Consider the following 26267-nt stretch of genomic DNA (forward strand, 5'->3'; position numbering starts at 1 on the left):
CCGCCGTGCCGACGTACCACGAGATCATGACCACCGACCTCGCCTGCCTCACCGCTGCCGCCGACCAATGGGACGCCATGGCGGGCGAGTTCGCGAAACGGGAGTCCCAGTACCGGCGCGACGTCCACGGAGTGACCGTCGCGCCCTCCTGGCTCGGGGCGAGCGCCGACGCCGCCCACACCCGGTTCACCATCACCCTGCGGGAGTTCGGGGCCGCGCAGACCGAGGCGAAGGCCGTCGCCTCGCTCCTGCGCGACGCCCACGCCCAGTTCGTCGAACTCCGCGGCGGGGTACGGGCGGTACGGCACGAAGCCGTCGCGGCCGGGCTCCGCGTCTCGGACTCCGGCATCGTCTCGGCCTCCCCCGACAAGGACGACGACGCCCGCACCGACAACTCCCCCTGCGTCTCCGCCTCTTCGTGGCAGCAGCGCCTGGACCGTGCCGTGCGCGACGTCGGTGACGCCGACCACGGCGTCGGCATCGCCCTGCGCTCCGTCACGGTCGACTCCGACCCCGGCGACGGCACCGTCAACGGCTTCAACTCCGAGGCCAAGGGCGACGTGGAGCAGTACGAAGCGGCCGCAGCCGACGTCATCGCGCGCAAGCTCGCCTCCGGCGGAAAGCTGTCCGCCCGTGAACTCGCCGAGCTGCGGCTCCTGTTCCGCGACAACGACCACGACACGTCGTTCAGCCGCACCTTCCTCGCCGGACTCGGCGCGGCGGGCACCGTGCGGATGACCAACCGGCTCAACGACCTCATCCACGTTCCCGGCGGCGCGGACGGCGGCGGCCTCGCCGCCATCGAGTCCGGTCTTGCCCGGACCCTCGCCACCGCCACCCACGACACCCGCTCCCCCTGGTACGAGCAGTGGCGTTCCGACGTCCGGAGAGCGGGAGTCGAGCGCTACGACACCGTCTTCAACGGCAGCAGCCTCGACAAGGTCCGCGGCTACCAGTCGCTCGTCACCCTGATGCAGCACGGAGACGGGTACTCACCGCAGTTCCTGTCCGACGTCGGCGACGACATCATGACCGCGGAGAAGGCCGACCCCGACGTCTGGGACCTCAAGGGCCACTACAGCGGCAGGCACGGCGCCTGGTTCGCCAACGACCCCATGGACGGGCTCCTCGGCGTGATGAGCCACGACCCGGGCGCGGCCGCCTCCTACCTCGGGTCCGACGACCGTATGAAGTACCTGACCGAGGAACGCGACTGGCGCGTGCTGATGGACGCCGGTTCGGACAACGGCAAGGCGCCCGCGTACCGCCCCGCGCTGGACGGCGACGACCGGGCGGGCTTCGGAGCGGCGCTCCAGGCGGCGGCCACCGGCGTCGACCCCTCGGACCCGAGCGCGAGGTTCGTCCAGCACACGAAGGCCAACGACGCGGTGTTCCGCTCCGCGTTGACCCATCTGGCCCGGCGGCAGGACGACTTCCCCTCCTCTCTCCGGGACCCGATGGCCCACATCCTGGTGAACCACGGAGACACGGTTCACTACGCGGCCAGCAGCATCGACATGGGTGCGTCGCCGCTGCCGCAGGACCAGTTGTTCGAGGTGTTCAAGCAGGTCTCGAAGGACCACTCTGCCTACGGGACGCTGAACCACGAGATCAACCGGGCCCTGGTCGCCGACATCCACCGGGCCGATCAGCGCTATCCCGAGGAGTCGCTGATCAGGGCGGGACGGACCGTCGGTTTCCTGGAGGAGGCCCGCGCCCAGACCGCCTCGGCGCCCCCGACGGCCTCGTTCGAGGGGAAGTGGGTCTTCGACCAGGCGATCGGATACGTCCCGGTGGTCAGCGGACAGGTGCAGCAGGGGTTCGACTACGTCACCGATCAGTGGCTTGCGGACGAGCAGAAGCGGCTGGACGACACGGCCACCGAAAAGAGGGTCGCGATCTACGAGAATCGGAACAATCAATTGCGGGCACTGACGGATGAGTGGTGGAGCGTCCACGGTTCCGGTGGGGAATCCCCCTATCCTCTTCGACATTCGACCGAAGTCTCCGCAGACGAAGGAATCATGCACGCGAACGGCGTTTCTGGAGGGCAAAGGTGAGACGGCTGTCCTGCCCAGCCACCCTATTTTTGTCGGCGTTCTGCCTGGTGGGGATGTCGCTCACATCGTGCTCTCCCTCGCCCAAGATCCCACGAGCGATCTGCCAGACGCCGATCAGTCGTAAACTTTCCGCAGCGATCCTTCAGCCCACGGACGGTATTCGCGAGCGCACGAGTTCGGGTTTCGGCAAGCCGGGGCAGTGGTCCTACTGCAAGGTCTACGTCGGCGAAGAGCAGGCCATGGAAATCAAGTTGGCCACTCATGGTGGCTCGATGGACCCGATGAAGGCGGCGTATCCGGGCGATGCGGTGTTCCGCTTGCAGAACCCCCGCCGCATTCGCCTCGCCGACGACGCCGTTGTCGGCGACGACGGTGCCATCGCCACCACTCGTTGCCTCGACTCCTCCGGCGCCGATCACTTCACCCTCACCCTCAAGGTGACCCGCGGCCGGGCCGACGCCCAACGGCGGGTGGTCATCGAGCGGTTCATGCGGGCCTACATGCCGGCAACCGTGAAGTCCCTGCACTGCCTCAGGAAGTGATCCCGCGGCGGCGGCGCGCGTCGCGTATCGCCACCGCCGCGCCGCCCAGTGCCGCCGCCGTCACCGCCGTGCCGACCGTCACGTAGGTCGCGAGGCGGGCGTTGTGCTGGTCCGCCGTCTCGCCCAGTTGGACCTTGGCGGGGCTGGGGGCCTCGGCCCCGGTCAGGCCGTCCTGGGGGGTGGGGGACTCCACGGGGTGGTCGTCGTCCGTGAGGGCGGCCACGGGGTCGACGACGCCCCAGCCGACGAGGCGGTCGTGGCCGGAGATCGTGCGCTCCGCGGTCTGCTCGATCTGGGCGACGACCTCGCGGGCCGTCCAGTCGGGGTGCTTGGCCTTGATCAGCGCGGCGACGCCCGCGACGTACGGGGCGGAGAAACTCGTCCCGTTGTCGGAGCAGTGGCCGCCCTTGGGCACCGTGGAGATCATGTCGACGCCCGGTGCCGCGACACCGACGAAGTCGCCGGACTGGGAGAAGGAGGCGCGCTCGTTGTTGCGGTCGGAGGCCGCGACCGCGAGGACGCCGGCGAAGGACGCCGGGTAGGTCTTCTTGACGTTGCCGCCGAGGCCGTCGTTGCCCGCGGACGCGACGACCACGATGTTCTTGGCGAGGGCCTGGTCGACGGCGTCCTCCAGGTAGCCGGCCGGCGCGACCGCCTTCGACGTGTCCTGCGAGATGTTGATGACGTCGGCGCCCTCCTTGATCGCGTGGAGGATGCCCTGGGTGAGTGTCTTGGCGTCGCCGTGCCCCTCGGCGTCGTTCTGCTGGATCGGGATGATCTCCGCCTCGGGTGCGAGGCCAACGAAGCCGGTGCCGCTCGCCGGGCGGGCGGCGATGATGCCGGCCACCTTGGTGCCGTGGCCGACGGTGTCCGTGGTGCCCTGCGCGTTGCCGTGCGGGATCGGGTTGCCGTCGGCGTCCTTCAGGCCGGGCTTCATGAGGTTGATGCCGCTCTTGACGTCGACGGCGTCGGCGAGTTGGGGGTTCTTGACGTCGACACCCGTGTCTATGACGGCGACTTTGACGCCCTTGCCCCTGGACTGGCTCCAGAGTTCGTCCAGTTGGACCCGCTGGAGGGCCCAGGGCCGGCCCGGGTACTGCTTGTTGGGGAACGTGCACTGGTCCGTCGAGAAGGAAGCCGACGTGGATGCCACCGTCAGCGGTGCCGGAGCGGCCGTGCTCGCCGCGGACACCGGTGCCTGCGCCGATGCCAGCAGTGCTGCGGCCGTCAGCGCCGCCGCGCGGACGGCGGTGCGTGCCGGGGAGTTCCCGTGCGGCATGGTCCTCGTCTCCTCAGGAACCCTGGGGCTGGCGGGCCGCCGCCCTCGACAGGCGCGGTCCGGTGGGCAGGAACTCGGACCAGGCGGCCGGGATCGGTGCCGGGGTGACGTCCTTGTAGCCGAGGGCGGTCTGCGCCTGCTTGGCCTCCTGCTGAAGCTGCTGGCGCTCCTTGGCCGTGGTGCCGATGCCCGAGTCGTCGGTGGCGCTGTCCGCGTTGGACTGGAGCACGTAGCGCAGCCCGGTGTCGGTGACCAGGAAGACGGGGCCCGCCTTCGTCTCCGCGCCCTGGAACTGCCGGTAGAGCTGCCCTGATCCGGGGGTGACGTAGGCGCTCGACGAGCCGGTGGGGAGGGTGGCGGGGAAGTCGGTGCCGACCCAGGTGCTCAGGGTGGTGGTGCCGTCGTCGTCGTCGACGTCGCGCAGCACCGAGCAGACGGTGCTGCGGCTGCCCACCGCCTCGGACGCCTCGTTGACCGGGTGTGTCGCCAGGGTGGGCCAGGTGTGGTCGGTGCCGAAGGCCGCGCCGGGGACGATCGCGCCGGGACTGGTCTCCTCGGGGTGTCCCACCTGGCCGAGCGACACCAACCGCTCGTCGGACAGCAGGAGTCGGGCCACGAAGTCGGAGACGGGTGCCACCCTGCCCGGCAGCACCACGTAGTACTGCTCGGAGCCGTTGTCCATCGCCCGCAGGACCATGCCCACCTTGTTGGCGGAGTCGTCCAGTTGACCGGGTGCGTGGGCCGGGGCGCCGACCGTGCCGGTCAGGTCGGGGAAGGTGATCGGGTCGCCCTTGTGCAGGGTGTCGAGCCAGGCGGCGGAGACGTGCTGCGGCTTGTTCTCGGAACCGACGACGGCCCGCAGCAGCGACTCGTCGCCCTTGTCGACCTCGTACGCCCTGCCGGACGCGTCCACGACGTACCGGGTGCCGTCCGGGGTCTCGACGTAGAGGACGTCGCCGCCGGTGAGCCGGCCCGCCCCCTCGGTCTTCGCCATGTCGCGGGTGCCGAGGACGAGGGCCGCCTTCTGGATGGACCGGCCGCCCGCGCTGGGCCGTTCACAGACCGCCCAGCGCTTGGCGGCCCGCGCCTCGTCCGCCGCGGGGAGGCGGTCGGGGGCGTAGGGGATGCCGACGGTGACGCCGCGCGGGATCTTGCCGCTGTCGAGAACGGAGTCCGCGACGGTCACCACGCTGTCCTCGCCGGTGCCCAGGAGCAGTTTCGCGGACGCCATGTTGAGGACGGGGTGCAGTTCCGGCTTCTCTTGGTCCGTTTTCAGGATGACGTACCTGGTGGTCGACTTGGAGGCGACGATGACGTTCTTCCCGGTGGCGTCCCAGCCCGCGGGCGCGGTCGGCCGGAACAGGCCCCACGCGCCGAAGACCGCCATGACCAGCACGCCGACCCCGATGCCGGGCAGCACACCGCGCAGCGGGCGCGGGGCGCCTTCCTCGGAACCGTCGGGGGACGACTGGACGAAGGAGGCGAGCATGCGCCGCTTCGCGAAGGTGTAGGCGTTGAGCTGATCCCGCCGAGATGCCATCTGTGTCTGTCTCTCCCCGTGTTTCCCCCGTGCCGCGGGCGGTGGGACGTCGCCGCTTCGGGCACTCCGGTGTCGGACCGGGCCCCTACTATGCCTGGTGTCGGCAGGGGCCTGCGGAGCGGGTAGGGTACCGGGGCCCTCTGGGGCCGTATGTGCGCCGGGACACCGGTGAGTTGTGAGGAAAACGGGGGGATGGAGTGATGGCTTCCGGGACACGTACGCGGTCTCGTGACCGGTCGCGGGAACGGGGCTCCGCGCCGTCCGGACCGACGCCGGGACCCCAACACCCGGACGGGCGGCGGGCGATGGCCCCGGAGTCCGGCGCGCGCCCACGGGGGCCCGGCGCCTCGCTCCCCCGGACGCGGCGCGGACAGGCCGGGACGTTCCGGCTGCAACGACTCGTCCTGCTGGAGACGGCGGCCGCCGCGCTGCTCGTCGGCTGGGTCGTCGGCCCCGTCGCGCTGATGGCGGCCGCGGTCGTGGCGGCCGTCCTCGTCCTCCTCGCCCTGGTACGCCGCCGGGGCCGGGCGCTGCCCGAATGGCTCGCCACGGCACGGGCGTTGAAGGTGCGGCAGCGCCGCGCCGACACCACGGCCGTACCCCCGGAGACCGAGCCCGGCCTCGCGCCCGCCGTGGAGTGCGACCCCGCGCTGCGCACCTACACGTACGGGGGACGCGACGGGCGCTCCGTCGGCATGATCGGCGACGGGACGTTCGTCACCGCCGTCGTGCAGGTGGAGGCCGACATCACCGCGCTGCGCGCCGAGCGCGGCAGGCACCCCCTGCCGGTCGCCCTGGTGCGGGACGCGCTCCAAGTGGACGGTATCCGGCTGGAGTCCGCGCAGGTGGTGCTGCACACGCAGCCCGCGCCCGCGCTGCACCTGCCGCAGCAGTCGGTCGCCGTCAGCAACTACGCGCCGCTCCAGGAGCAGACGGGCGCCCCGGCGGTCCGCATCACCTGGATCGCGCTCAAGCTCGATCCCGAACAGTGCGCGGAGGCCGTCGCGGCCCGCGGCGGCGGGGTCGTGGGCGCGCAGAAGTGCCTGGTGCGGGTCGCCGACCACCTCGCGAGCCGGCTGACCGGCGCCGGGTTCCGCGCGACCGTGCTGAACGAGGAGGAACTGGTCTCCGCCGTCGCCACGTCCGCGTGCGCCAACCCCCTGGTGACGGCCGAGGCGGGCCGGTCCGGAACGCGCGAGCGGCGCACCGAGGAGTCCGGCCGGAGCTGGCGCTGCGACAACCGCCGGCACACCACGTACTGGGTGCGCCGCTGGCCCCAACGCGGCCCCGGAGGGACGTCGTTGCCCCAGGTGATCGCCCTGCTCACGGCGGTGCCCGCCCTCGCGACGACGTTCAGTCTCACGCTGGCCCCCGGCGAGCGGCAGGAGGTCACCGTGACCGCCCATCTGCGGGTCACCGGCCGCAGCGACGACGAACTGACCGCCGCACGGCGGGCGTTGGTCGGCGCGGCCCGGCACACCGGGATGGGCCTGGCCCGCCTCGACCGGCAGCAACTCCCGGCCCTTCTCGCGACGTTGCCCCTCGGAGGTGCCCGATGACGGCGACGGTTCCGCAGCAGCCCGCCCCCGTGACGACCGCCGCCCCGGCCCCTCGTGGCGGTGCGCGCGGCCGGCTGCGCGGCGGCTTCGGGCTGCTCGGCCCCCGGCACCCGCGCCACACCCTGTCGCCGGACCAGGTCGACGCGCTGACGCTGCCCATCGGGGACGACGGTGTCGTCATCGGTGTGGACGCGGCGGGCGCCCCGGCCGTCCTCGGCCTCAACAGGCCCACCCCGTACGACATCGTGCTCATCGGCGGCCTGTGGACCGCGCAGGTCCTCGCCCTGCGGGCCGCGGCCACCGGTGCGCGCGTGGCCGTGGAGACCGGCCGGCCCCAGGCGTGGATACAGATGGTGCACGCCATGGGCGGCGGACAGAACGGGCTCGCGGTGTACGAGGTCGGCCGGGTGCCGCCGCAGGGCGCGTCCGCCGGGACGCCCGTCCTGGTGGTCCGCGACTGCGGCATGCGGCCGCCCCGCGGCCGGGTCGTCTCCGGCCCGTGGCAGTCCGTACTCACGCTGCTGCCGTACCTCAGCCCCGTCGCACCCCGGCTGGTGCGCCAGGCACGGCTGGTGGGCGTCCAGCGCATCTCCCCCGACGAGGCGGGCGAGTTGGGCCGCGCGATGACCCTGCCGCGGGCCGACGTCGACTCCCTGCCGACCCTTGCCGACGGCGTCACCCTGTGGTGCGCCGACCGCGACCGGCAGTACGTGATGACCCAACCCACGGACGCGGAGACCGGGTTGCTGGGGACGCCGCGCCGGATGGACTGAACCCGACCCGCGGCGGGACCGCCCGAGCCGGACGGGGACGCGAGGTCGCCCCGTGCCGGGTACGGGGGCTGGGCGCCGAGGCCGAGGCCGGTGCCGGGCGGCCGCGTGCCGCCGCGCGACCGCGTACGCGGCTGCCGGGACGTCGAGTCGCCCGGTTGTCGAGTTGTCGAGTTACGGCCGGTTCGCACGCGTTCCCCTTCGGGGCGATCGCCCCGGACGTCCATTTTGGCGGTTTTCCGGGGTAGTTGGGCCTGTACGTAAGGGAGATTCGGGGCAGTGCGTGCCGGGGCGGGTGCGCGCGGAGGGTTGGACGGGCCTGCCACGAGGATGCTTGTGGTGATTAGGCTGGGACCGGGCGCCGCAGCAGACCCACGAGGGGGACGTGGGCGTCCGTGACCAAGGGCCCGGCGGGCCGGACCGGTTCGGGGCACCGTCCGACCGATTCCGACCGGCCGAGTACGCGACGAACGGTCACCCCGGCACGGCTTGCGGGTGCTCGACCACATCAGGAGGAACTGTGAGCAGCGATCGGGACGGGATCCGCGGGGGCTGGGCCACACCCGGCGACGACCAGCCCGACGCCGACCCCGCCATTGACTCGACGGGCGAGTTCACCATCGACTACGCCCCGCCCGCCTGGTACACGCAGAACGCCTCGGGCGGTTCGGGCGCGGGCGGTACGGATGCGGGCACCGGGGCCGGCCGCCCCGTGCCGCCCGGTCCAGCACCCGGCGCGGGGGGTGCCTTCCCGCCTCCGCCGACGGCCCCCCTTCCGCCTCCGCCGCCCGCCCCGGCAGCCCCTCCGGCGCCGTGGACGACGGCCGGGGCGCCGGGTGTTCCGGCCGGCCCCGGTGCGCCGGACGCTTCCGCCCCCGGTGTGCCGGGCGCGCCGTCCGAGGGCGGGTACGTGGCGGCCCGGCGGCCGGACTCGCCCCAGCCGCCCGTGGCCTCCGCCGCGGACGGCCCGGTGGACGGTCCGGTGAACGACTCCGCCGACGAGTTCCGTCCGGCGTGGTCCCCCACCGCCCCGGCGAACACCGGGCCCACCGACAGCGGTGACCTGGAGAGCGGCGCCACGATGCGCTTCTCCGCGGCCTCACTGCGCCGCGAGATCGCCGACCGGAACGCCTCGGCGGACGAGGAAGGCACGAACTCCCGTACGGAGACGGGCACGGGCACGGACGCCGACGCGGATGCCGCGCCCCGGGCCGAGGCCCAGGACGAAGCCGAGAACGCGGGCGCGAGCGCCGGTGCGGGTGCGTTCACGGACGGCAGCGGCCCCGTGCCCGACGAGGCTGCGCCGCGCACGCACGACGTGCCTTCGACCGGCGCGGACGACGCCACGGACTCCAACTCCGGTTTCGGCCGGGCCGACTCCGAGACCGGCCCTGCGGATCCCGGTGGTACCGCCGACCGCGTGGACGCCCACACGGGCGCGGACGCCGTCGGCGGTGCGCACGGCTCCGGAGCCCTCGACGGCCCGGACGAGGACGACGCAGCCGAGGCCCGCGCCGCGCAGACCGCCCCCGCGCGAGCCACCTCCACCGAGGAACCCCGGGACGCGGAGAAGCCCGCGGAGTCTGCGGAATCCGCGGAATCCGAAGAGCGCAGGGGACCCCAGGACCACGAGACGTCCAAGGAGCCGGAGGCCCCCAAGGCTCCCGAGGTCCCCAAGGCTCCCCCGGCCCCCGAGGACAAGGCCGCCCACGCCGACCCGGTCGACGCGCTCGACACGACGGACGACGTGGACGACGTGGACGTGATCGACGCGGCCGACGAGCGTGCCCACACGGCTCCGGCTCCGGCTCCGGCCCCGACCCCGGCCCCCGCTCCCGCCCCGGTCGACGCCGTGCCCGGGGAGCCGGCCGGCCAGGCGGCCGCCGGGCTTCCGCCGCTGCCGCCGTCCTACGAACCCGCCGCGCAGCCCGCCGCCCCCGCGCCCGCCGCCCAGTGGCCCGCACGGCCCGAGCCTCCCCGGGCAGACGACAACGCACCCCAGCAGCCGCAACGGCAACAGCCGGTCGACCGGGGGACGTTCGTGTTCCCCGCCGCCGCACCGGCAGCGCCGCCGGCTCCGCCCGTGCCCCCGCAGCAGCCGCCGTTCCCGCCGCAGGGTCAGCAGGCGCCGCAGGGTCAGCAGGCGCCGCAGGCGCCGCAGGCGCCGCAGGCGCCGCAGTCCCAGCCCGCGGGCTGGGACCTGCCTCCTGCCGCGGTGCCTCCGCAGCAGGGCTACGGCTTCCCGCAGCCCACGGGCACGCCCGCACCCGCGCCGGGGCCGTTCACCCCGGGCCCGAACGACCCCGCTCCGCACCCGGGCCCCGGTTACGGCTACCCCCAGGCCCAGGCGGGCCTCAACCCGCAGGCCCCGCCCGCGCCTTCGCCTCCGGTGGCGCCCGCAGCGCCGACGGGCCACCCGGAAGCGGGGGTGCGACAGCCGGGCGAGCAGGCGGAACAGCGCCCCGGGTACGGCTTCCCGCAGCAGGGCCCGCGCGACCAGCAGCCGTCCGCCGCCGCCCCCGCACAGCCGCAGCCGCCGGTCCAGCCGCAGCCGCCCGTCGACCCCCGCGCCGGCACCGCCTGGCCGCAGCCGATCCAGCACGACCAGCGTCAGCCGGTCAACCCCGGTGCGGCGCCGCTGGGTTACACCGCCGCTGTCGAGCTGTCCTCCGACCGGCTGCTCAACAACAAGCGGCAGAAGGCCAAGAGCGGCCGTCCCGGTGCCGCCCCGTCCCGCTTCCGTATCGGCGGGAAGAAGGAAGAGGCCGAGCGGCAGCGGAAGTTGGACCTGATCCGGACGCCGGTGCTCTCCTGCTACCGGATCGCGGTGATCAGCCTCAAGGGCGGCGTGGGCAAGACGACCACGACGACCGCGCTCGGTTCGACCCTGGCCACCGAACGGCAGGACAAGATCCTCGCCATCGACGCGAACCCGGACGCGGGCACCCTCGGCCGCCGGGTGCGCCGGGAGACCGGGGCGACCATCCGCGACCTGGTGCAGGCGATCCCCTACCTCAACTCCTACATGGACATCAGGCGGTTCACGTCCCAGGCGTCCTCCGGACTGGAGATCATCGCCAACGACGTCGACCCCGCCGTCTCGACCGCCTTCAACGACGAGGACTACCGGCGCGCGATAGACGTGCTGGGACGCCAGTACCCGATCATCCTGACCGACTCGGGCACCGGACTGCTCTACAGCGCCATGCGCGGCGTCCTCGACCTCGCCGACCAGCTCATCATCATCTCGACCCCGTCGGTGGACGGCGCGTCCAGCGCGAGCACCACCCTGGACTGGCTTTCGGCGCACGGATACGCGGAGTTGGTGTCGCGGTCCCTGACCGTGATCTCCGGAGTGCGCGAGACCGGCAAGATGATCAAGGTCGACGACATCGTCGGCCACTTCCAGACGCGGTGCCGCGGCGTCGTCGTGGTGCCCTTCGACGAACACCTCGCCGCGGGCGCCGAGGTCGACCTCGACATGATGCGGCCCAAGGTGCGCGAGGCGTACTTCGACCTCGCGACGCTCGTCGCCGAGGACTTCGTGCGCCACCAGCAGGCCCACGGACTGTGGACCTCCGACGGCAACCCGCCTCCCGTGGCCGCCCCGCCCATGCCGGGCCAGCGTCTGCCGGCGCAGGGCCTGCCCTACCCGGGCCAGGCGTACGGCCAGGGGCAGGGCGGGCCGGAACACCATCCGTCCGAGCAGTACCCCTCCGAGCAGTACCCCTCCGAGCAGTACCCGCAGCGGCCTGCGCCGGGGCAGTACCCGGCGCAGGGACTGCCGGGGCAGGGGCCCGCGTATCCGCCCGGCCAGGGCCAGGTGCCCGCGCAGCAGCCCTACGGGCAGCAGCCTCCGCAGTACCAGGTTCCGGCGCAGCCCGGCCCGCCCCAACAGGCACCGGGAGTGCCGTACCAGCCGCCGGTTCCGCCCCAACAGGGCTACGCACAGCCGGGAGTTCAGCCCGGAGTTCCGGCGGCTCCCCCGCAGGGCCACCCGCACCCGGGCCACGTCCCGCCCCAGCAGCCCCCGTTCCCCCAGCAGCAGCCCCAGCAGCCGCAGGGCGGGCCCCAGGCGCAGCCGGCACCGCAGCACGGCGACACCCCGCCGCCGCCCGCGCCGCCCCAACAGCGGTAGCGGGCACGGCGGTTGTGACCGGGGCAGCGGAGCACGTTGCCCGCGGCGCAGCTCCGGCAGCGGTCCGGGACACAAATGAGGGGCGGCCGGTACGGACAAGTACCGGTCGCCGCTCACCCGTTGGCGTCCAGAACCGACGGTGACGGCACGGGCGGCGGTCAGCCGCCGGTGGTCTCCGCCGTGTGCGTCGCGTCCGCCGCGACGAGTTCCCGGCAGCGGCTCACGTCCACCGCCATCTGCTCCAGCAGCGCCTCGACGGAGTCGAACTTGGCCTGCCCGCGCACGAACGCGAGGAAGTCCACGGCGACGTGCAGCCCGTACAGGTCGAGGCCCACGCGGTCGATCGCGTACGCCTCGACGGTCCGCTCGGTACCGTCGAACTGCGGGTTGGTGCCGACGGAAATGGCCGCCGGCATCGCCTCGCCGGCCGCGTGCAGCCAGCCGGCGTAGACGCCGTCGGCCGGGATCGCGGTGTGCGGGAGGGTCTCGACGTTGGCGGTCGGAAAACCGAGTTCACGGCCTCGCTGCGCGCCCCGGACGACAACGCCCTCGACCCGGTGCGGGCGGCCCAGGATCTCGCGGGCCCCGTCGACGTCGCCCTCGGCGATCAGCCGCCGGGTCAGCGTCGACGAGAAGGGCTGACCGCCGCCCGCGTCGCCGCTCACGTACAGGTCGACGACCTCGACCTCGAAGTCGTACGTCCCGCCCTGCGCCTTGAGGAACTCCACGTCACCCGCGGCCCGGTGGCCGAACCGGAAGTTCGGGCCCTCGACGACGGCCTTGGCGTGCAGTTTGTCGACCAGGACCTTCACCAGGAACTCGGCCGGCGACAGCTTGGAGAACTCCTTGGTGAACGGCAGCACCAGCACCGCGTCCACGCCGAGTTCCGCCATGAGTTCGGCCCGGCGGGGCTGCGGGGCCAGCAGCGGCGGGTGGCTGCCGGGGCGGACGACCTCGCTGGGGTGCGGGTCGAAGGTGACGACCACGCAGGGGACGCCGAGCTGCCGCGCGCGGTCCACCGCGTGGCGGACGATGAGCTGGTGTCCGCGGTGGACCCCGTCGTAGGACCCGATGGTGACGACGCTGCGCCCCCAGTCCTGGGGGATGTCCTCCAAGCCACGCCAGCGCTGCACTGTGACCGCTCCTCGTCGAACCCGTGTCCGTGTTGCCTCTTACGCAGGTCTAAGGGTGCCATGCCCGGTGGTCGCCGCCCGCATCGGCATGGAGGCTGTGACGGGGCGCACGGCCCGCGGACCCCGCGATCCGCCCCGCCGCGCCTCTCACCCGCAGGTCTCCCGCCGCACCTGCCCGCCGTGGCGCCGCCGCTTCCGCGCCCTCTTCCGCACACACGACTTACGCAAGACAGTTCGATTCACCATGGATCGCCGCGAGTACGTACGAGTCCTCCCGAGTCTGTAGGAAACGGAACCACCGAAAGCGCTTGCTGACGTCATGATGTGAGCTTCGCGCGGGGAGCTGTGGGGAGCGCGCGGATGTCCGCGGGGAGTGCGGGCGGGAGACCTTGGGGGGTCCGATGGAGGCTGTGCAGGCGTTGGGGGCTGGGGATCCGGAACGGGTCGGCCCCTATCGGGTGGTCGCCCGGCTGGGGGCCGGCGGCATGGGGCGGGTGTATCTGGCGCGGTCCAAGGGCGGCCGCGCGGTCGCCGTGAAGGTCGTACGGCCCGAACTGGCCGAGGACAGGGAGTTCCGGCAGCGGTTCGCACGGGAGGTGGCGGCGGCGCGCCGGGTGAACGGCGTGTTCACGGCGGGCGTGGTGGACGCGGACGCGCAGGCGGACCCGCCCTGGCTCGCCACCGCCTACGTGCCCGGCGTCTCCCTCGACGCGGCCGTGGCGCGGCACGGGGCCTGGCCGAGCGGCCCGGTGACGACACTGGCGGCCGGGCTCGCCGAGGCGCTGGAGGCGATCCACGCGGCGGGGCTCGTCCACCGCGACCTGAAGCCGTCGAACGTCCTGCTGGCCGCCGACGGCCCCCGGGTCATCGACTTCGGCATCTCGACGGCCACCGAGGCGAGCGCGATCACCCGTACGGGGGTGGTGATCGGCACTCCCGGGTTCATGTCGCCCGAGCAGTTGACGGGCGATCCGGTCGGGCCGGCCAGCGACGTGTTCGCGCTGGGGGCGGTCCTGGCGTTCACGGCGTCGGGCACCGGCCCGTTCGGCACGGGGTCCGCGCAGGGCCTGATGTACCGCATCGTGCACGGCGAGCCGGTCCTCGGCGACGTCCCCGCTCCCCTGCGCGGCCTGGTCGGGCGGTGTCTGGCGAAGCGCCCGGAGGACCGCCCCGGCGTCGACGAGCTGCTGGGCGAACTGACGGACGCGGCGGGGGCGGCGCGCACGACGCTGCTGTTCACGAGCGCGGCCTGGCTGCCGCCCGCCGTGGCCACCACCGTGCGGCAGGTACGGGACGGGACGACCGACGTGGACGGGGGCGGCGGCGCGCATGCGGGCGGCACCCCGGCGCCGGGCCCGGCCGGACGGGGCGCACCGGCCACGCCCGCCCCGCCGCCGCCCCACCGGGCGCCCACCGTGACCGGTCCGGTGCCGCCCGTTCCCCCGGCGGGAGCCCCGCGGACCCCCCGGACGCCACCGCCCGCGTACACGCCCACCGCGTACGCGCCGGACGCGGCGGGGGCCGCGGGCGCGGCGGCCGGCCCGGGGTCCGGGCCGCCCACGCCGCCGCCCGGCGGCACACCCCCCGCCGGATTCGGCGCCGCGTCGTACGGCACACCCCCGCCCGGCACGCCGCCGCCCGGCACCCTGCCCACCCCGGTGCCCGGCGGCCCCGGCGGACCCCGCCCCGGTTCGCCGCGCCGGCGGCGCCGTGCCGTGATCGTCTCCGTGCTCGCGGCGGTGCTGGCCATCGGGCTGACGGCCTGGCAGGCGGACGCGCTGTTCGGCGGGGGCGGCTCGGGCACGGGGTCGGCCGGTTCGACGTACGACGCCTCGCCCTACGTGTCGCCGACGTACTCGGACACCACGACCCCGTCGCCGACCCCGGCCGTCGCGTCCCCGTCGGACACCGCCTACGAGACACCGACCGACACCTACACGCCGTCCGAGACGCCCACCGACACGTACACCCCGTCGGACACCCCGACGCCCACGGACGACGAGGCCGACCTGTCGGGCGAGTGGAACGGCAGCTACATCTGCAACCAGGGCATCACCGGCGTGGTGCTCACCATCGAGCAGTACGACGACGACAGCGTCAACGCGGTGTTCGCGTTCTACCCGGCGCCCTCCAACCCCTCGGTGCCGCGCGGGTCGTTCGCGATGACGGGAGGTCTGGAGGACGGCGTGCTGACGCTGCGCGCGACCCACTGGATCAACCAGCCGCCCGACTACCTGACGGTGGACCTCCAGGCCGCGTACTCCACCTCGACGCCGGACCACCTCGACGGCAGGGTGTACGGCGCCAACTGCACGACGTTCTCGGCGGACCGCGACTGAGCGGCCCCCGCGGCACGGACCACCGCGACCCCCTCGGCTGTCGGTGGCGGGGCCTACGGTCGCGGCATGACGAAAGCAACAGGGGCCCCGGGCAGGCCGGTTGGGGCGGACGGGCTGGTCGCGTCCTGGGACCGCGTCGCGTCCTGGCTCCGCACGCACTCCCCGATCGACCACGCGGCCCTGCGGGGCCCGGCGACCGGGGAGGAGATCGCCGCGCTGGAGACCCGGCTCGGCTTCCCGCTCCACCCGCAGCTGCGGGCGCTGCTGGAGCTGCACGACGGGGCGGTTCCGTATCCGGAGCACGGGGTCCACCGCGCGGGCGCGTTCCTGCCCCTGGGGCACCGGCTCAGCACGGCGGACGACATCGCCGCCCACCACCGATGGCTGGGGCACCTCGGGACGCGGATTCCGGACCTCCCGGCGGTCGCGGGAGGTTCCCCGGAGCACGCCCGCCGATGGGTGGAGTGCGCGCATCTCGACGACGGCGGAGTCGTTCTGGTCGATCACCGGCCGGGCCCGTCCTACGGCCACGTCCACGAGATCGGCATCGCGTCGGGTCCCGCCGGGGCCACCAACTGGGCTCACACCCTTGCCGAGTTGTTCGACAAGCTGGCCAACTGCCTGGAGAACCGGCGCGCGTTCATGGATCACGGGGCCCCTGTCCCGTACGAACTGCCCTCGGGTCACCACTGCGTCGGCTGGTCCCCCGGGAGCGCCCCCGACGAGGGCGGCACTCCGCCCTGGCCCGAGCCCCGCCTTCCCGTCCCCCGGGTACGCCCGGAACGGCGCCGGGGCCTCGGCCGGCCCCTGGGACGGCTCACGCTTCCGATGCTGTACGGCGGCCCGGCGTTCTTCGCCACCGGGGAGCCGCCCTTCGCGTCCGTCGGGCCGATCGGGTCGTCCGGTCTCGTACCGCCGGCACGGCCGGAGGGCGGCCCCGACCGCTCCGTCTCCGCCCAGGCCCAACGCGCCCCCTCGCACTCCCCCGATTCACTCCGAGCGCCCGGCCGGTCGGGTGAATAGGCAGGGGTGCCGGGACACAACCTAGGGGTGGGGGGAACCGAGGGGGGACCGTGGAGCGGCGACAGTGGCCGTCTCGTGGCCGCCGCTCCGCGGAGAACCGTCGGCTCCGGTCACCCAGTGGGTGACCGGAGCCGACGGGCACGGACAAGGACGGGGCGGGCGAGCGCCCCGGCCGCGGAGCTCAGGCGAACACCGCCAGGCTCTTCGCCTTCCCCCGCTGTTCCTCGACCAGGGCGACGAACACGCCCTTGGGGTCGTAGACCGCGACCGCGCCGGACCCCGCGTACTCCTCGGGGATCTCCAGCCGGACACCGTTGACGAGCAGCCCCGCGCGCCGGGAGTCGACGTCCCAGCGGGGGAACGCCGCCGCCGCGGCCTCCGCGACCGGCATCACCGTCAGCTCCTCCTGGAGCTTCTCCAGCGTCCGGGCCGCGTCGAGACCGTACGGGCCGACCCGGGTGCGGCGCAGGGCCGTCAGGTGGCCGCCGACGCCGAGACCGGCGCCGAGGTCGCGCGCGAGGGCGCGGATGTAGGTGCCGGAGGAGCAGACCACGGACACCACCAGGTCGAGGACGGGCGTGCCGTCCTCGGCGACGGCGGGCCGCACGTCGTACACGTCGAACGACGAGATCGTGACAGGGCGGGCCGGGATCTCGAAGTCCTCGCCGTCGCGGGCGCGCTTGTACGACCGCACGCCGTTGATCTTGATGGCGCTGACCTTGGACGGCACCTGCATGATCTCGCCGGTCAGCTTCGCGACCCCCGCGTCGACGGCGTCCCGGGTGATCGCCGAGGCGTCGGCCGACGTGATGATCTCGCCCTCCGCGTCGTCGGTGAGCGTGTTCTGCCCGAGCCGGACGGTGCCGAGGTACTCCTTCTCGGTCAGCGCGAGGTGACCGAGCAGCTTGGTCGCGCGCTCGACGCCGAGCACGAGGACACCCGTGGCCATCGGGTCGAGGGTGCCCGCGTGGCCCACGCGGCGGGTTTTGGCGATGCCCCGCATCTTCGCGACCACGTCGTGCGAGGTGAAGCCCGACGGCTTGTCGACGATGACGAGGCCGTCGGGCGGGGTGGGCTTCTGCGTCATTCGGCGGCGTCGTCCGTCTCGTCGTCGTCCTCGGGCTTGCGGTAGGGGTCCGCGTCGCCCGCGTACCGGGCGCCCTCGGACGCCTGGCGCACCTTCTCGTCGGAGGACCGCGCCTTGTCGAGGAGGTCCTCGATGGTCTTCGCGGTGTCCGGCAGGGCGTCGGCGACGAAGGCGAGGGTCGGGGTGAACTTCACCCCGGCGGCCCGGCCGACCTCGGAGCGCAGGATGCCCTTCGCGCTCTCCAGCCCGGCGGCCGCGGCCGCGCGCTCCTCGTCGTCCCCGTACACGGTGTAGAAGACGGTCGCCTCCCGGAGGTCGCCCGTCACCCGGGTGTCGGTGATGGTGACGTGTGAGCCGAGCCGCGGGTCCTTGATCCCGCGCTGGAGCTTCTGGGCCACCACCTCTCGGATGAGGTCCGCCAGCCTCTTCGCCCGCGCGTTGTCGGCCACTGGTCCGTCTCCCGTTCTTTCCTGAATCTGTGTTCTGTGGTCAGTCGTCGTCGCCGTGGAGCCGCCGCCTGACGGAGAGCAGCTCCACCTCAGGGCGCCCGGCGACCAGCCGTTCGCACCGGTCCAGTACGTCGGTCACGTGTTCCGTGTCGGCCGCGACCACCGCGAGCCCGATGCCGGCCCTGCGGTGCAGGTCGAGGAAGTCGACCTCGGCCGCGCCGACCACGAACCTGCGGTTCAGTTCGGCGACGATCGGGCGGACGACGGAGCGCTTCTCCTTCAGCGACCGGACGTCGCCGAGGAGGAGGTCGAAGGACAGAGTCCCCACGTACATGTGTGTGTCCGGTTGACCCGCCGGTACGGGATAGACGGCCCCGCCCATGAGTGGCGGGGACATCAAGAACCGTACATCGAACGGGCCGGACCTTCGACGGGGTTTGTGAGGGCTCCGAAGAGCTCTCCCCCGCCGCCGGTCCGGCCCGCCCGGTGTCGTGTTGTCACCGTCCGCGCGAACGGACGGCACGGTGGCCGGCGGGAACACGTCCCGCCGGCCACCGGCAGCCTCGGTGCTTACGCCCGCGGCTTCTCGCGCATCTCGTACGTCGCGATGACGTCGTCGACCTTGATGTCGTTGAAGTTGCCGAGGTTGATACCGCCCTCGAACCCTTCGCGGATCTCGGTGACGTCGTCCTTGAAGCGACGCAGACCGGAGATGGTGAGGCTCTCCGCGACCACCTTGCCGTCGCGGATGAGGCGCGCCTTGGTGTTGCGCTTGACCTCGCCCGACCGGACCAGGACACCGGCGATGTTGCCCAGCTTGGACGACTTGAAGACCTCGCGGATCTCCGCCGTACCGAGCTCGACCTCTTCGTACTCCGGCTTGAGCAGGCCCTTGAGCGCTGCCTCGATCTCCTCGATCGCCTGGTAGATGACCGAGTAGTAACGGACATCCACGCCTTCGCGCTCGGCCATCTGCGCGGCACGCCCCGCGGCGCGCACGTTGAAGCCGATCACGATGGCGTCCGAGCCCATCGCCAGGTCGATGTCCGACTCCGTGACCGCACCGACGCCGCGGTGCAGGACCCGGATGTCGACCTCTTCGCCGACGTCGAGCTGGAGCAGCGAGGACTCGAGAGCCTCCACCGAACCGGACGCGTCGCCCTTGATGATGAGGTTGAGTTCCTGCACCAGACCGGCCTTGAGGGCCTCGTCCAGGTTCTCCAGGGAGAACCGGACACCCCGGCGGGCGAAGTTGGCGTTCCGCTCACGAGCGGCACGCTTCTCGGCGATCTGGCGGGCGGTGCGGTCCTCGTCGACGACGAGGAAGTTGTCGCCGGCACCCGGGACGTTGGTGAGACCGAGGACGAGGACCGGAGTCGAGGGACCCGCCTCCTCCACGTTGTCGCCCTTGTCGTCGAGCATGGCGCGCACACGGCCGTAGGCGTCGCCCACCACCATCGTGTCGCCGACCCGCAGGGTTCCCCGCTGGACCAGGACGGTCGCGACGGCACCGCGGCCACGGTCGAGCCGGGACTCGATCGCAATACCCTGAGCGTCCTGCTCCGGGTTGGCCCGCAGGTCGAGCGAGGCGTCCGCGGTGAGGATCACGGCCTCCAGCAGGCTCTCGATGTTGAGGCCCTGCTTGGCGGAGATGTCGACGAACATGGTGTCGCCGCCGTACTCCTCGGCCACCAGCCCGAACTCGGTGAGCTGACCGCGCACCTTGGTCGGGTCGGCACCCTCGACGTCGATCTTGTTGACCGCGACCACGATCGGCACGTCGGCCGCCTTGGCGTGGTTCAGCGCCTCGATCGTCTGGGGCATCACACCGTCGTTGGCCGCCACCACGAGGATCGCGATGTCGGTCGACTTGGCACCACGGGCACGCATGGCGGTGAACGCCTCGTGACCCGGGGTGTCGATGAAGGTGATCTTCCGCTCTTCACCGTTGACCTCGGTGGCCACCTGGTAGGCACCGATGTGCTGGGTGATGCCGCCGGCCTCGCCCGCGACGACGTTCGTCTTGCGGATGGTGTCGAGAAGGCGGGTCTTGCCGTGGTCGACGTGACCCATGACGGTCACGACCGGCGGACGCGCGACGAGGAACTCCTCGCCGCCCTCGTCCTCGCCGAACTCGATGTCGAAGGACTCCAGCAGTTCGCGGTCCTCCTCCTCGGGGCTGACGATCTCGAGGACGAAGTTCATCTCGTCCGCGAGGAGCTTCAGCGTCTCGTCGGAGACGGACTGCGTCGCGGTGACCATCTCACCGAGGTTCATCATCACGCCGACGAGCGACGCCGGGTTGGCGCCGATCTTCTCCGCGAAGTCGGTGAGGGACGCACCGCGCGACAGGCGGACGGACTGTCCGTTGCCGCGAGGCAGCATCACGCCGCCGACCGACGGGGCCTGCATGGCCTCGTACTCCTGACGGCGCTGCCGCTTCGACTTGCGGCCACGACGCGCGGGACCGCCGGGGCGGCCGAAGGCGCCCTGCGTGCCACCGCGGCCACCGGGACCGCCGGGACGGCCACCGAAACCGGGACGACCGCCACCGCCGGCGAAACCGCCGCCGGGAGCACCGCCGCCGGGACGGCCGGCGAAACCGCCACCGCCGCCGGGACGACCGGCACCGCCGCCGCCACCGGGACGACCGGCGAAGCCGCCGCCACCGGGACGACCGCCACCGGCGCCGCCGCCGGGACGACCCGCACCGGCCGGACCGCGGCCGCCGGGGCCGGGACGCGGGCCGGCAGCGGGACGCTGCGGCATCATGCCCGGGTTCGGGCGGTTGCCGGCGGGGCCGCCGCCGGGACGCGGGGCCTGCGGACGCGGCATGCCGCCCGGCGTCGGACGGCTGCTGCCGCCCGGAGCCTGCGGACGTGCGCCGCCCTGGCCGCCGGGACCCTGCGGACGGGGACCGGCGCCGGGGGCACCGGGACCGCCCGGACGGGCACCCTGCGGACGGGGCGCCTGCGGACGCGCCATACCGGTGGAGCCACCGGAGGTGAACGGGTTGTTGCCCGGACGCGGGCCTGCCGGGCGACCGCCCGGACGGGCACCGGTCGCACCGGGACGCTGGCCGCGGTCGCCGCGGTCACCGCCGGAGCGCTGACCCGGACCGCCCTGACCCTGACCACGGTCCTGGCCGCGGTCCTGACCGGGGGCGCCGCCGGGGCGGGCACCGGGCCGGGGAGCGCCGGGACGGGCGGAGGCGGGCTTCGGCGAGGCCGGAGCGGCCGAGGCCGCGGGAGCTGCCGGAGCCGCCGGCGGAGCGGTGAACTCCGGGGCGGCGGGTGCTGCGGGGGCCGGACGCGGCGCGGGCCGGGGACCCGGCGTCGGACGCGAACCGGACGGCTGCGCGGGGGCCGACGGGGCAGCCGCGGCGGGAGCCGCAGGAGCCTCGGGCTGGGCCGCGGCGGGCTTGGGAGCCGGCGGCCTCGGGGCAGCCGGACGGGCCGCTTGCGCCGGAGAGGGCGCCGCGGGCCTGGGGGTTGCCTTCCTGGGCGCTCCGGGACGGGCACCGGACTTGCCGTTGCCACCGCCCTGCTGGAACGCGTCGGTCAGCTTGCGTACTACGGGCGCCTCGATCGTCGAGGACGCCGAACGGACGAATTCACCGAGTTCAGTGAGCTTGGCCATGACGACCTTGCTCTCAACGCCGAACTCCTTGGCGAGTTCGTAGACCCGGACCTTAGCCACTTCGCTCCTTTGAGGTCCGGGTTGCGTCCGGACCGTCGCTAGTTCATGGGCGTACTCATCGCGTACTCATCGAGTGCTCATCGCAATCTCGACCTGCTTTCGACTCGCGAGGTACCAAACCGGACGGGGTGTTCCGCACGGCATGTTCTTACGGGTGTTGACGGTTCAGCGCGACGCTGTACCGCAACGGTCCGACCTCTCCACGTGGAGGCGCAACGCCTTTACGTCGAGCGGTCCCGGGACGCGGAGCGCCCGCGGGATGACCCGGCGGCGTACCGCCTGGTCGAGACAGACCACGTCGGGGTGCAGGTAGGCACCCCGGCCGGGCAGCGTACCGCGAGGGTCGGGGACGCACGCGCCCTCGGCCGCCACGATACGTAGCAGTTCGATCTTGGCCGTTCGCTTGCGGCACCCGACGCAGGTGCGTTCAGGGCATGCGTTGTCGCGCGTCCGGCCAGACACTGTTAAGTCTACCTCCCCGTACCGACCTCATCCCCGCGGGGCAAGAATCGAACGGCTGTTGTCGTGATCTAAGCCACCCGCGGCTTGGATCTATTCCCCGGCCGACGGAACGGCCCCTTCCGGGGCCGTCCGGTGGACGCGGGTCGGCCGGCGTCCGCTAGTCGCGGTCCGCGTCGGCGTCGTCCTGCTGCTCGGTGTCCGGGCGGATGTCGATGCGCCACCCGGTGAGACGGGCGGCCAGGCGGGCGTTCTGCCCCTCCTTGCCGATCGCCAGCGAGAGCTGGTAGTCGGGCACCGTCACCCGCGCGGAGCGGGCCGCGAGGTCCACGACGTCGACGCGGGAGACGCGGGCCGGGGAGAGCGCGTTGGCGACCATCTCGGCCGGGTCGTCGGACCAGTCGACGATGTCGATCTTCTCGCCGTTCAGCTCGCCCATCACGTTGCGCACCCGGCCGCCCATCGGGCCGATGCAGGCGCCCTTGGCGTTCAGGCCGCTGCGGGTGGCGCGCACGGCGATCTTGGTGCGGTGGCCGGCCTCGCGGGCGATGGCCGAGATCTCGACGGACCCGTCGGCGATCTCCGGCACCTCCAGCGCGAACAGCTTCTTCACCAGGTTCGGGTGGGTGCGCGACAGCGTCACGGACGGACCGCGCACGCCCTTCGCCACCCGGACGACGTACGAGCGCAGGCGGGTGCCGTGCGGGTACGTCTCGCCCGGGACCTGCTCCTGCACCGGCAGGATGGCCTCCATCTTGCCGATGTCGACCATGACGTTCTTCGGGTCGCGGCCCTGCTGCACCACGCCGGTGACGATGTCGCCCTCGCGCCCGGCGTACTCGCCGAGCGTCGCGTCGTCCTGCGCGTCGCGCAGGCGCTGGAGGATGACCTGCTTGGCGGTGGTCGCCGCGATACGGCCGAAGTCGGAGGGGGTGTCGTCGAACTCGCGGGCCTCCTGGCCCTCTTCGAGGTCGTCCGGGTCCTCCTTCGCCCACACGGTCACGTGACCGGTGTCCCGGCTGAGCTCCACGCGCGCGTGGCGGCGGCTTCCGTCGGTGCGGTGGTAGGCGATGAGGAGGGCCGACTCGATCGCCCCGACCAGCAGGTCGAAGGAGATCTCCTTCTCCCGTACCAGTCCCCTCAGGGCACTCATGTCGATGTCCACGACTAGCCCTCCTCCTCTTCCTTCTCCGTCGCGTCGTGCGTGGTGTCGTGCTGGTCGTGCTTTTCGCTCTTGTCGTCCTTGCGGTTGAACTCGACCTGGACCTGCGCCCGGTCGATCTCCGCGAGGGGAAGTCTGCGGGAGGTGGCCTTGCGCCCCTTGACGCCGGGCACCTCCAGGTCGAGCCCGTCCTCGTCGGCCGTCAGGATGCGGGCGACCAGTTCGTCGCCCCCGGTCAGCCGGAACCTCACCAACCGGCCGACGGCACGCGTGTAGTGGCGGTTCTCGGTGAGGACGCGCTCCGCGCCGGGGGTGCCGACTTCGAGGGTGTACTCGGCGTCGCCCATCGCCTCGGTCTCGTCGAGCTTCGCCGAGAGCGCGCGGCTCACATCGGCGACCCGGTCGAGATCGGCACCGTCGTCGGAGTCGACGACGACGCGCAGCACGCGCTTGCGGCCGACCGAGTCCACCGCGATCTCTTCGAGATCCAGGCCCTCGGAGGCGACGAGAGGTGCCAGCAGTTCGCGCAGCCTCTCGCTCTGGGTGGTGCTCATCCGGGTGACTCCTCGGCCGCGTCTGCTGTTGTGGGGACGTCGCTTGTCTGGTCAAAGGGTATCCGGTCCCGGAGGGTGTTGCGGTCCACCGGGGACCGGGCGGTGCCGCTGGCGGACGCGGGCGGACCGCCCCGGTACGGTGATCATGGGCCTGCGCCCTACCCGGTCTTTCCTGTCCACGAGCCACCGAGGACGTCTGCCGTGCCGTTCCCCTCACCGCCGCGCATCCCCCCGGGACCGCGCCGCAGGAGTCTGTTCGCCTCGGCCGCGGGTGCGGCCCTGCTCGCCGGCTGTTCCACCGGCACCGATTCGTCCGGCGGCACGGGCGGGAGCCCGTCCGCCGTGCAGCGCGTGCGCACGCGGGCCGCCCGGGACAGCGGTGACCTCGTGGCCCGATACGACGCCGCGATCGCCGCGTTCCCGGCGCTGGAGGCGCGGCTGGCGCCGCTGCGCGCCGAGACGGCACGGCACGCGAAGGCGTTCGGCGCCGGGGCGGCCGCCGGGCCCTCGCCCGCCGCCTCCACGACGGCGGGGAACGCTCCGGCGGCCGGCTCCCCCACCCCCTCGCCGTCCGCGTCGGGGGCCCCGACCGAGAAGGCCACGCTCACCCAACTCGCCTCGGTGGAACGGACGTTGGCGGACCGGCGGACGGCCGCACTGGTGGACATGCCGGGCGAACTGGCCCGGCTGCTCGCCTCGGTGGCGGCGGCCGGGGCGGCACACACGTACCTGCTGACGGAGGCGGCCCGGTGAGCGGCACGACGAAGGGACCCACCACGTCCGGGTCCGCGACGAAGCGGTCCGGCAAGGACGCGGAGCAGGCGGCCGCGGAGCTGTCGGCACTCCAGGCGGCACTGGCCGCCGAGCACGCCGCCGTCTACGGCTACGGCGTCGTCGGCGGGCGGATCGGCGGCACCCGGCAGGCCGAGGCGCGCAGCGCGTACGACGCGCACCGGGCCTCGCGCGACGCGCTGGCGCGGGAGGTGCGCGAGCTGGGCGGCAGGCCGGTGGCGGCCGAGGCCGGGTACGCCCTGCCGTTCGCGGTGACGGACCCCGCGGGCGCGGAACGGCTGGCGGCGCAGCTGGAGGACGGAGTGGCCGGGGTGTACGCGGACCTGGTCCGGGCGGCGGAGGGCGGGCGCAGGCGCACCGCGGCGGGGGCGCTGCGGGAGTCCGCGGTGCGCGCGGCGCGCTGGCGGGGCGGCAGCGTAGCCTTCCCTGGTCTCGCCGAGCGGACCGGCACCACGGCGTCGGCGTCCCCCTCCGGCTGATCACGCCGGGCGGCTGCCCCGCCGGCTCATCGAACCCCGGCCTCCTGGGCCCGTACGGGAAGGGAACGACTCGCGCATGGCTCTGGAACCGCCGCCGCGTCTGGTGCGGGCGCTCGCGGAGAGCGCGCCCGACGGCGACGACTGGCTGGAGAAGCTGCCCGAGGCGGCGCGGCAGGCCGTCGAGCTGAGCGGGTCGACCGCCGAGCGGGTGCAGGTGCCGGGCGGACGCAGCAGCCTGGTGGTGCTGGTCCGGCGCGCGGACGGCTCCCCGGCCGTGCTGAAGCTGGCCCCCGGGCGGGCCCGTCCGGAGAGCGAGCGGGCCGCGCTCACCACGTGGGACGGCCGCGGTGCGGTACGGCTGCTCGACCCGGCGCCCGGCGAGGGCGCGCTGCTGCTGGAACGGCTGCATCCGGACGTCTCGGTACGGTCGCTGCCGGAGGCGCGGGCGCTCCTGGAGGCGGCGGACACGTTGCGCCGGCTGTGGGTGGAGCCGCCGCCCGGCTGCGCGTTCGAGACGGTAGAGGGACGGACCGGTCGGCAGGCTGCGGCGATGACGGCGAGCGCGGCGGCCGACCCGTCACTGGCGCCGCTGGTCGACGCGGCGCTCGCGGCCCGTGCGGAGCTGCTGGCCGCCCCGCCCGAACACCGGCTGCTGCACGGCACGTTCCGGCAGAGCAAGGTGCTCGCGGGCGACCGGATGCCGTGGCTCGCGGTGGGTCCGGACCCGGTGGTCGGCGAGCACGCCTTCGACCTGGCACGGCTGGTGCGGGACCGGGTGGAGGACCTGATCGCGGTGTCGTCGGGGGCGTCCACGACCCGGCGGCGGGTGAAGCGGCTCGCGGAGTCCCTGGACGTCGACCAGGAACGGCTGCGCGGGTGGACCCTGTTCCGGGCGGTCGAGTCGGGCGTACGCGCCTTGCGTGTGGGCCGCCCCCAAGACGCGGAACTCCTGCTCGAGTTCGCGGGCTGGCTCTGAGGGAGGACCAGCATCGTAGGGAACCGGCCGGAAGCGAACGCGGCGGGGAAGCCGGAAGCGGCGAGAAGGGGACGTGTCGGGGGTGTGCGCCCGGAGAACCGGTGCGTCCGCCCCCGCCACCCCTCAACCAGGCGGTTCACGCACCGGTTTGAGGACGTACACCCCCGGCGCGGCCCCGACCCACGGCCAACGCGCACCGCGCACCGCGCACCGCACCCGGGAACGGC

Annotated in this window: 20 protein-coding genes; 10 read left to right on the plus strand and 10 right to left on the minus strand. The window is 73.5% G+C overall.

Annotated elements, in window-relative coordinates:
- The first annotated feature begins 5 nt into the window (after positions 1-5).
- Together ACFZA0_RS20560 and ACFZA0_RS20565 are read left to right on the plus strand one after the other, a co-directional pair.
- A complete protein-coding gene (locus tag ACFZA0_RS20560; RefSeq protein WP_391018784.1) occupies positions 6-2060 on the plus strand; it encodes a hypothetical protein in 2055 nt (684 codons plus the stop codon).
- On the plus strand, positions 2057-2602 hold the full coding sequence (locus ACFZA0_RS20565) for a hypothetical protein (protein WP_391018787.1): 546 nt from the start codon (positions 2057-2059) through the stop codon (positions 2600-2602). Before ACFZA0_RS20560 ends, ACFZA0_RS20565 begins: the two co-directional genes overlap by 4 nt.
- Here the strand turns inward: ACFZA0_RS20565 and mycP are convergent.
- Complete coding sequence (mycP, locus tag ACFZA0_RS20570) at positions 2592-3881, minus strand: type VII secretion-associated serine protease mycosin (protein ID WP_391018789.1); 1290 nt, start codon at positions 3879-3881, stop codon at positions 2592-2594. The two genes, ACFZA0_RS20565 and mycP, sit on opposite strands and share 11 nt — an antisense overlap.
- A 13-nt stretch (positions 3882-3894) precedes the next feature.
- Positions 3895-5421: a type VII secretion protein EccB gene (gene eccB / locus ACFZA0_RS20575; RefSeq protein WP_391018791.1), complete on the minus strand. Its 1527-nt coding sequence runs from the start codon at positions 5419-5421 to the stop codon at positions 3895-3897.
- Between the two features lie 200 nt (positions 5422-5621).
- Between eccB and eccE the strand changes: the two genes are divergently transcribed.
- From eccE to ACFZA0_RS20590, 3 genes are all read left to right on the plus strand, one after another.
- Positions 5622-6980, plus strand: a complete 1359-nt coding sequence (gene eccE / locus ACFZA0_RS20580; RefSeq protein WP_391018794.1) for a type VII secretion protein EccE — start codon at positions 5622-5624, stop codon at positions 6978-6980.
- Complete coding sequence (locus ACFZA0_RS20585) at positions 6977-7753, plus strand: hypothetical protein (protein WP_391018797.1); 777 nt, start codon at positions 6977-6979, stop codon at positions 7751-7753. The genes eccE and ACFZA0_RS20585 overlap by 4 nt, the downstream gene beginning before the upstream one ends.
- Before the next feature lie 517 nt (positions 7754-8270).
- Positions 8271-11888: an SCO5717 family growth-regulating ATPase gene (locus ACFZA0_RS20590; protein WP_391018799.1), complete on the plus strand. Its 3618-nt coding sequence runs from the start codon at positions 8271-8273 to the stop codon at positions 11886-11888.
- A gap of 158 nt (positions 11889-12046) precedes the next feature.
- On the opposite strand, the gene ACFZA0_RS20595 is transcribed toward ACFZA0_RS20590, so the two are convergent.
- Positions 12047-13021: a bifunctional riboflavin kinase/FAD synthetase gene (locus ACFZA0_RS20595; RefSeq protein ID WP_391018803.1), complete on the minus strand. Its 975-nt coding sequence runs from the start codon at positions 13019-13021 to the stop codon at positions 12047-12049.
- A gap of 401 nt (positions 13022-13422) precedes the next feature.
- Here ACFZA0_RS20595 and ACFZA0_RS20600 point away from each other — a divergent pair, with 401 nt between their 5' ends.
- Both ACFZA0_RS20600 and ACFZA0_RS20605 read left to right on the plus strand, forming a co-directional pair.
- The gene (locus ACFZA0_RS20600) at positions 13423-15360 is read left to right on the plus strand and encodes a protein kinase (protein WP_391018805.1); all 1938 of its coding nucleotides are present in this window, start codon (positions 13423-13425) and stop codon (positions 15358-15360) included.
- 66 nt (positions 15361-15426) lie between these two features.
- The gene (locus ACFZA0_RS20605; RefSeq protein ID WP_391018808.1) at positions 15427-16383 is read left to right on the plus strand and encodes an SMI1/KNR4 family protein; all 957 of its coding nucleotides are present in this window, start codon (positions 15427-15429) and stop codon (positions 16381-16383) included.
- A 181-nt stretch (positions 16384-16564) separates the two neighbouring features.
- Here ACFZA0_RS20605 and truB read toward each other — a convergent pair whose 3' ends face one another.
- The 7 genes from truB to rimP form a co-directional block, all read right to left on the minus strand.
- On the minus strand, positions 16565-17470 hold the full coding sequence (truB, locus tag ACFZA0_RS20610) for a tRNA pseudouridine(55) synthase TruB (protein WP_391018812.1): 906 nt from the start codon (positions 17468-17470) through the stop codon (positions 16565-16567).
- A complete protein-coding gene (gene rbfA / locus ACFZA0_RS20615; RefSeq protein WP_391018815.1) occupies positions 17467-17919 on the minus strand; it encodes a 30S ribosome-binding factor RbfA in 453 nt (150 codons plus the stop codon). Before rbfA ends, truB begins: the two co-directional genes overlap by 4 nt.
- Before the next feature lie 40 nt (positions 17920-17959).
- Positions 17960-18253 (minus strand): DUF503 family protein, encoded by a 294-nt coding sequence (locus ACFZA0_RS20620; RefSeq protein WP_391018818.1) that lies wholly within the window; start codon positions 18251-18253, stop codon positions 17960-17962.
- A 236-nt stretch (positions 18254-18489) separates the two neighbouring features.
- Positions 18490-21618 (minus strand): translation initiation factor IF-2, encoded by a 3129-nt coding sequence (gene infB, locus ACFZA0_RS20625; protein WP_391018821.1) that lies wholly within the window; start codon positions 21616-21618, stop codon positions 18490-18492.
- A gap of 165 nt (positions 21619-21783) precedes the next feature.
- Entirely contained in the window at positions 21784-22080 is a 297-nt protein-coding gene (locus tag ACFZA0_RS20630) for a DUF448 domain-containing protein (RefSeq protein WP_391018824.1), read from the minus strand.
- Between the two features lie 157 nt (positions 22081-22237).
- A complete protein-coding gene (nusA, locus tag ACFZA0_RS20635) occupies positions 22238-23242 on the minus strand; it encodes a transcription termination factor NusA (protein WP_391018827.1) in 1005 nt (334 codons plus the stop codon).
- Positions 23243-23244: 2 nt separating this feature from the next.
- Entirely contained in the window at positions 23245-23793 is a 549-nt protein-coding gene (rimP, locus tag ACFZA0_RS20640) for a ribosome maturation factor RimP (RefSeq protein WP_391018830.1), read from the minus strand.
- 201 nt (positions 23794-23994) lie between these two features.
- Here rimP and ACFZA0_RS20645 point away from each other — a divergent pair, with 201 nt between their 5' ends.
- The 3 genes from ACFZA0_RS20645 (at position 23995) to ACFZA0_RS20655 (ending at position 26040) form a co-directional block, all read left to right on the plus strand.
- Positions 23995-24546 carry a hypothetical protein gene (locus ACFZA0_RS20645; RefSeq protein WP_391018832.1) on the plus strand — a complete coding sequence of 184 codons (552 nt, stop codon included), beginning with the start codon at positions 23995-23997 and terminating at the stop codon, positions 24544-24546.
- An 80-nt stretch (positions 24547-24626) separates the two neighbouring features.
- Complete coding sequence (locus tag ACFZA0_RS20650) at positions 24627-25064, plus strand: DUF4439 domain-containing protein (protein ID WP_391019454.1); 438 nt, start codon at positions 24627-24629, stop codon at positions 25062-25064.
- Between the two features lie 76 nt (positions 25065-25140).
- Positions 25141-26040 carry an aminoglycoside phosphotransferase family protein gene (locus ACFZA0_RS20655; RefSeq protein WP_391018835.1) on the plus strand — a complete coding sequence of 300 codons (900 nt, stop codon included), beginning with the start codon at positions 25141-25143 and terminating at the stop codon, positions 26038-26040.
- Positions 26041-26267: the final 227 nt, after the last annotated feature.

Source organism: Streptomyces sp. NPDC008150, assembly GCF_042956945.1.
In the GTDB taxonomy this organism is placed as follows: domain Bacteria; phylum Actinomycetota; class Actinomycetes; order Streptomycetales; family Streptomycetaceae; genus Streptomyces.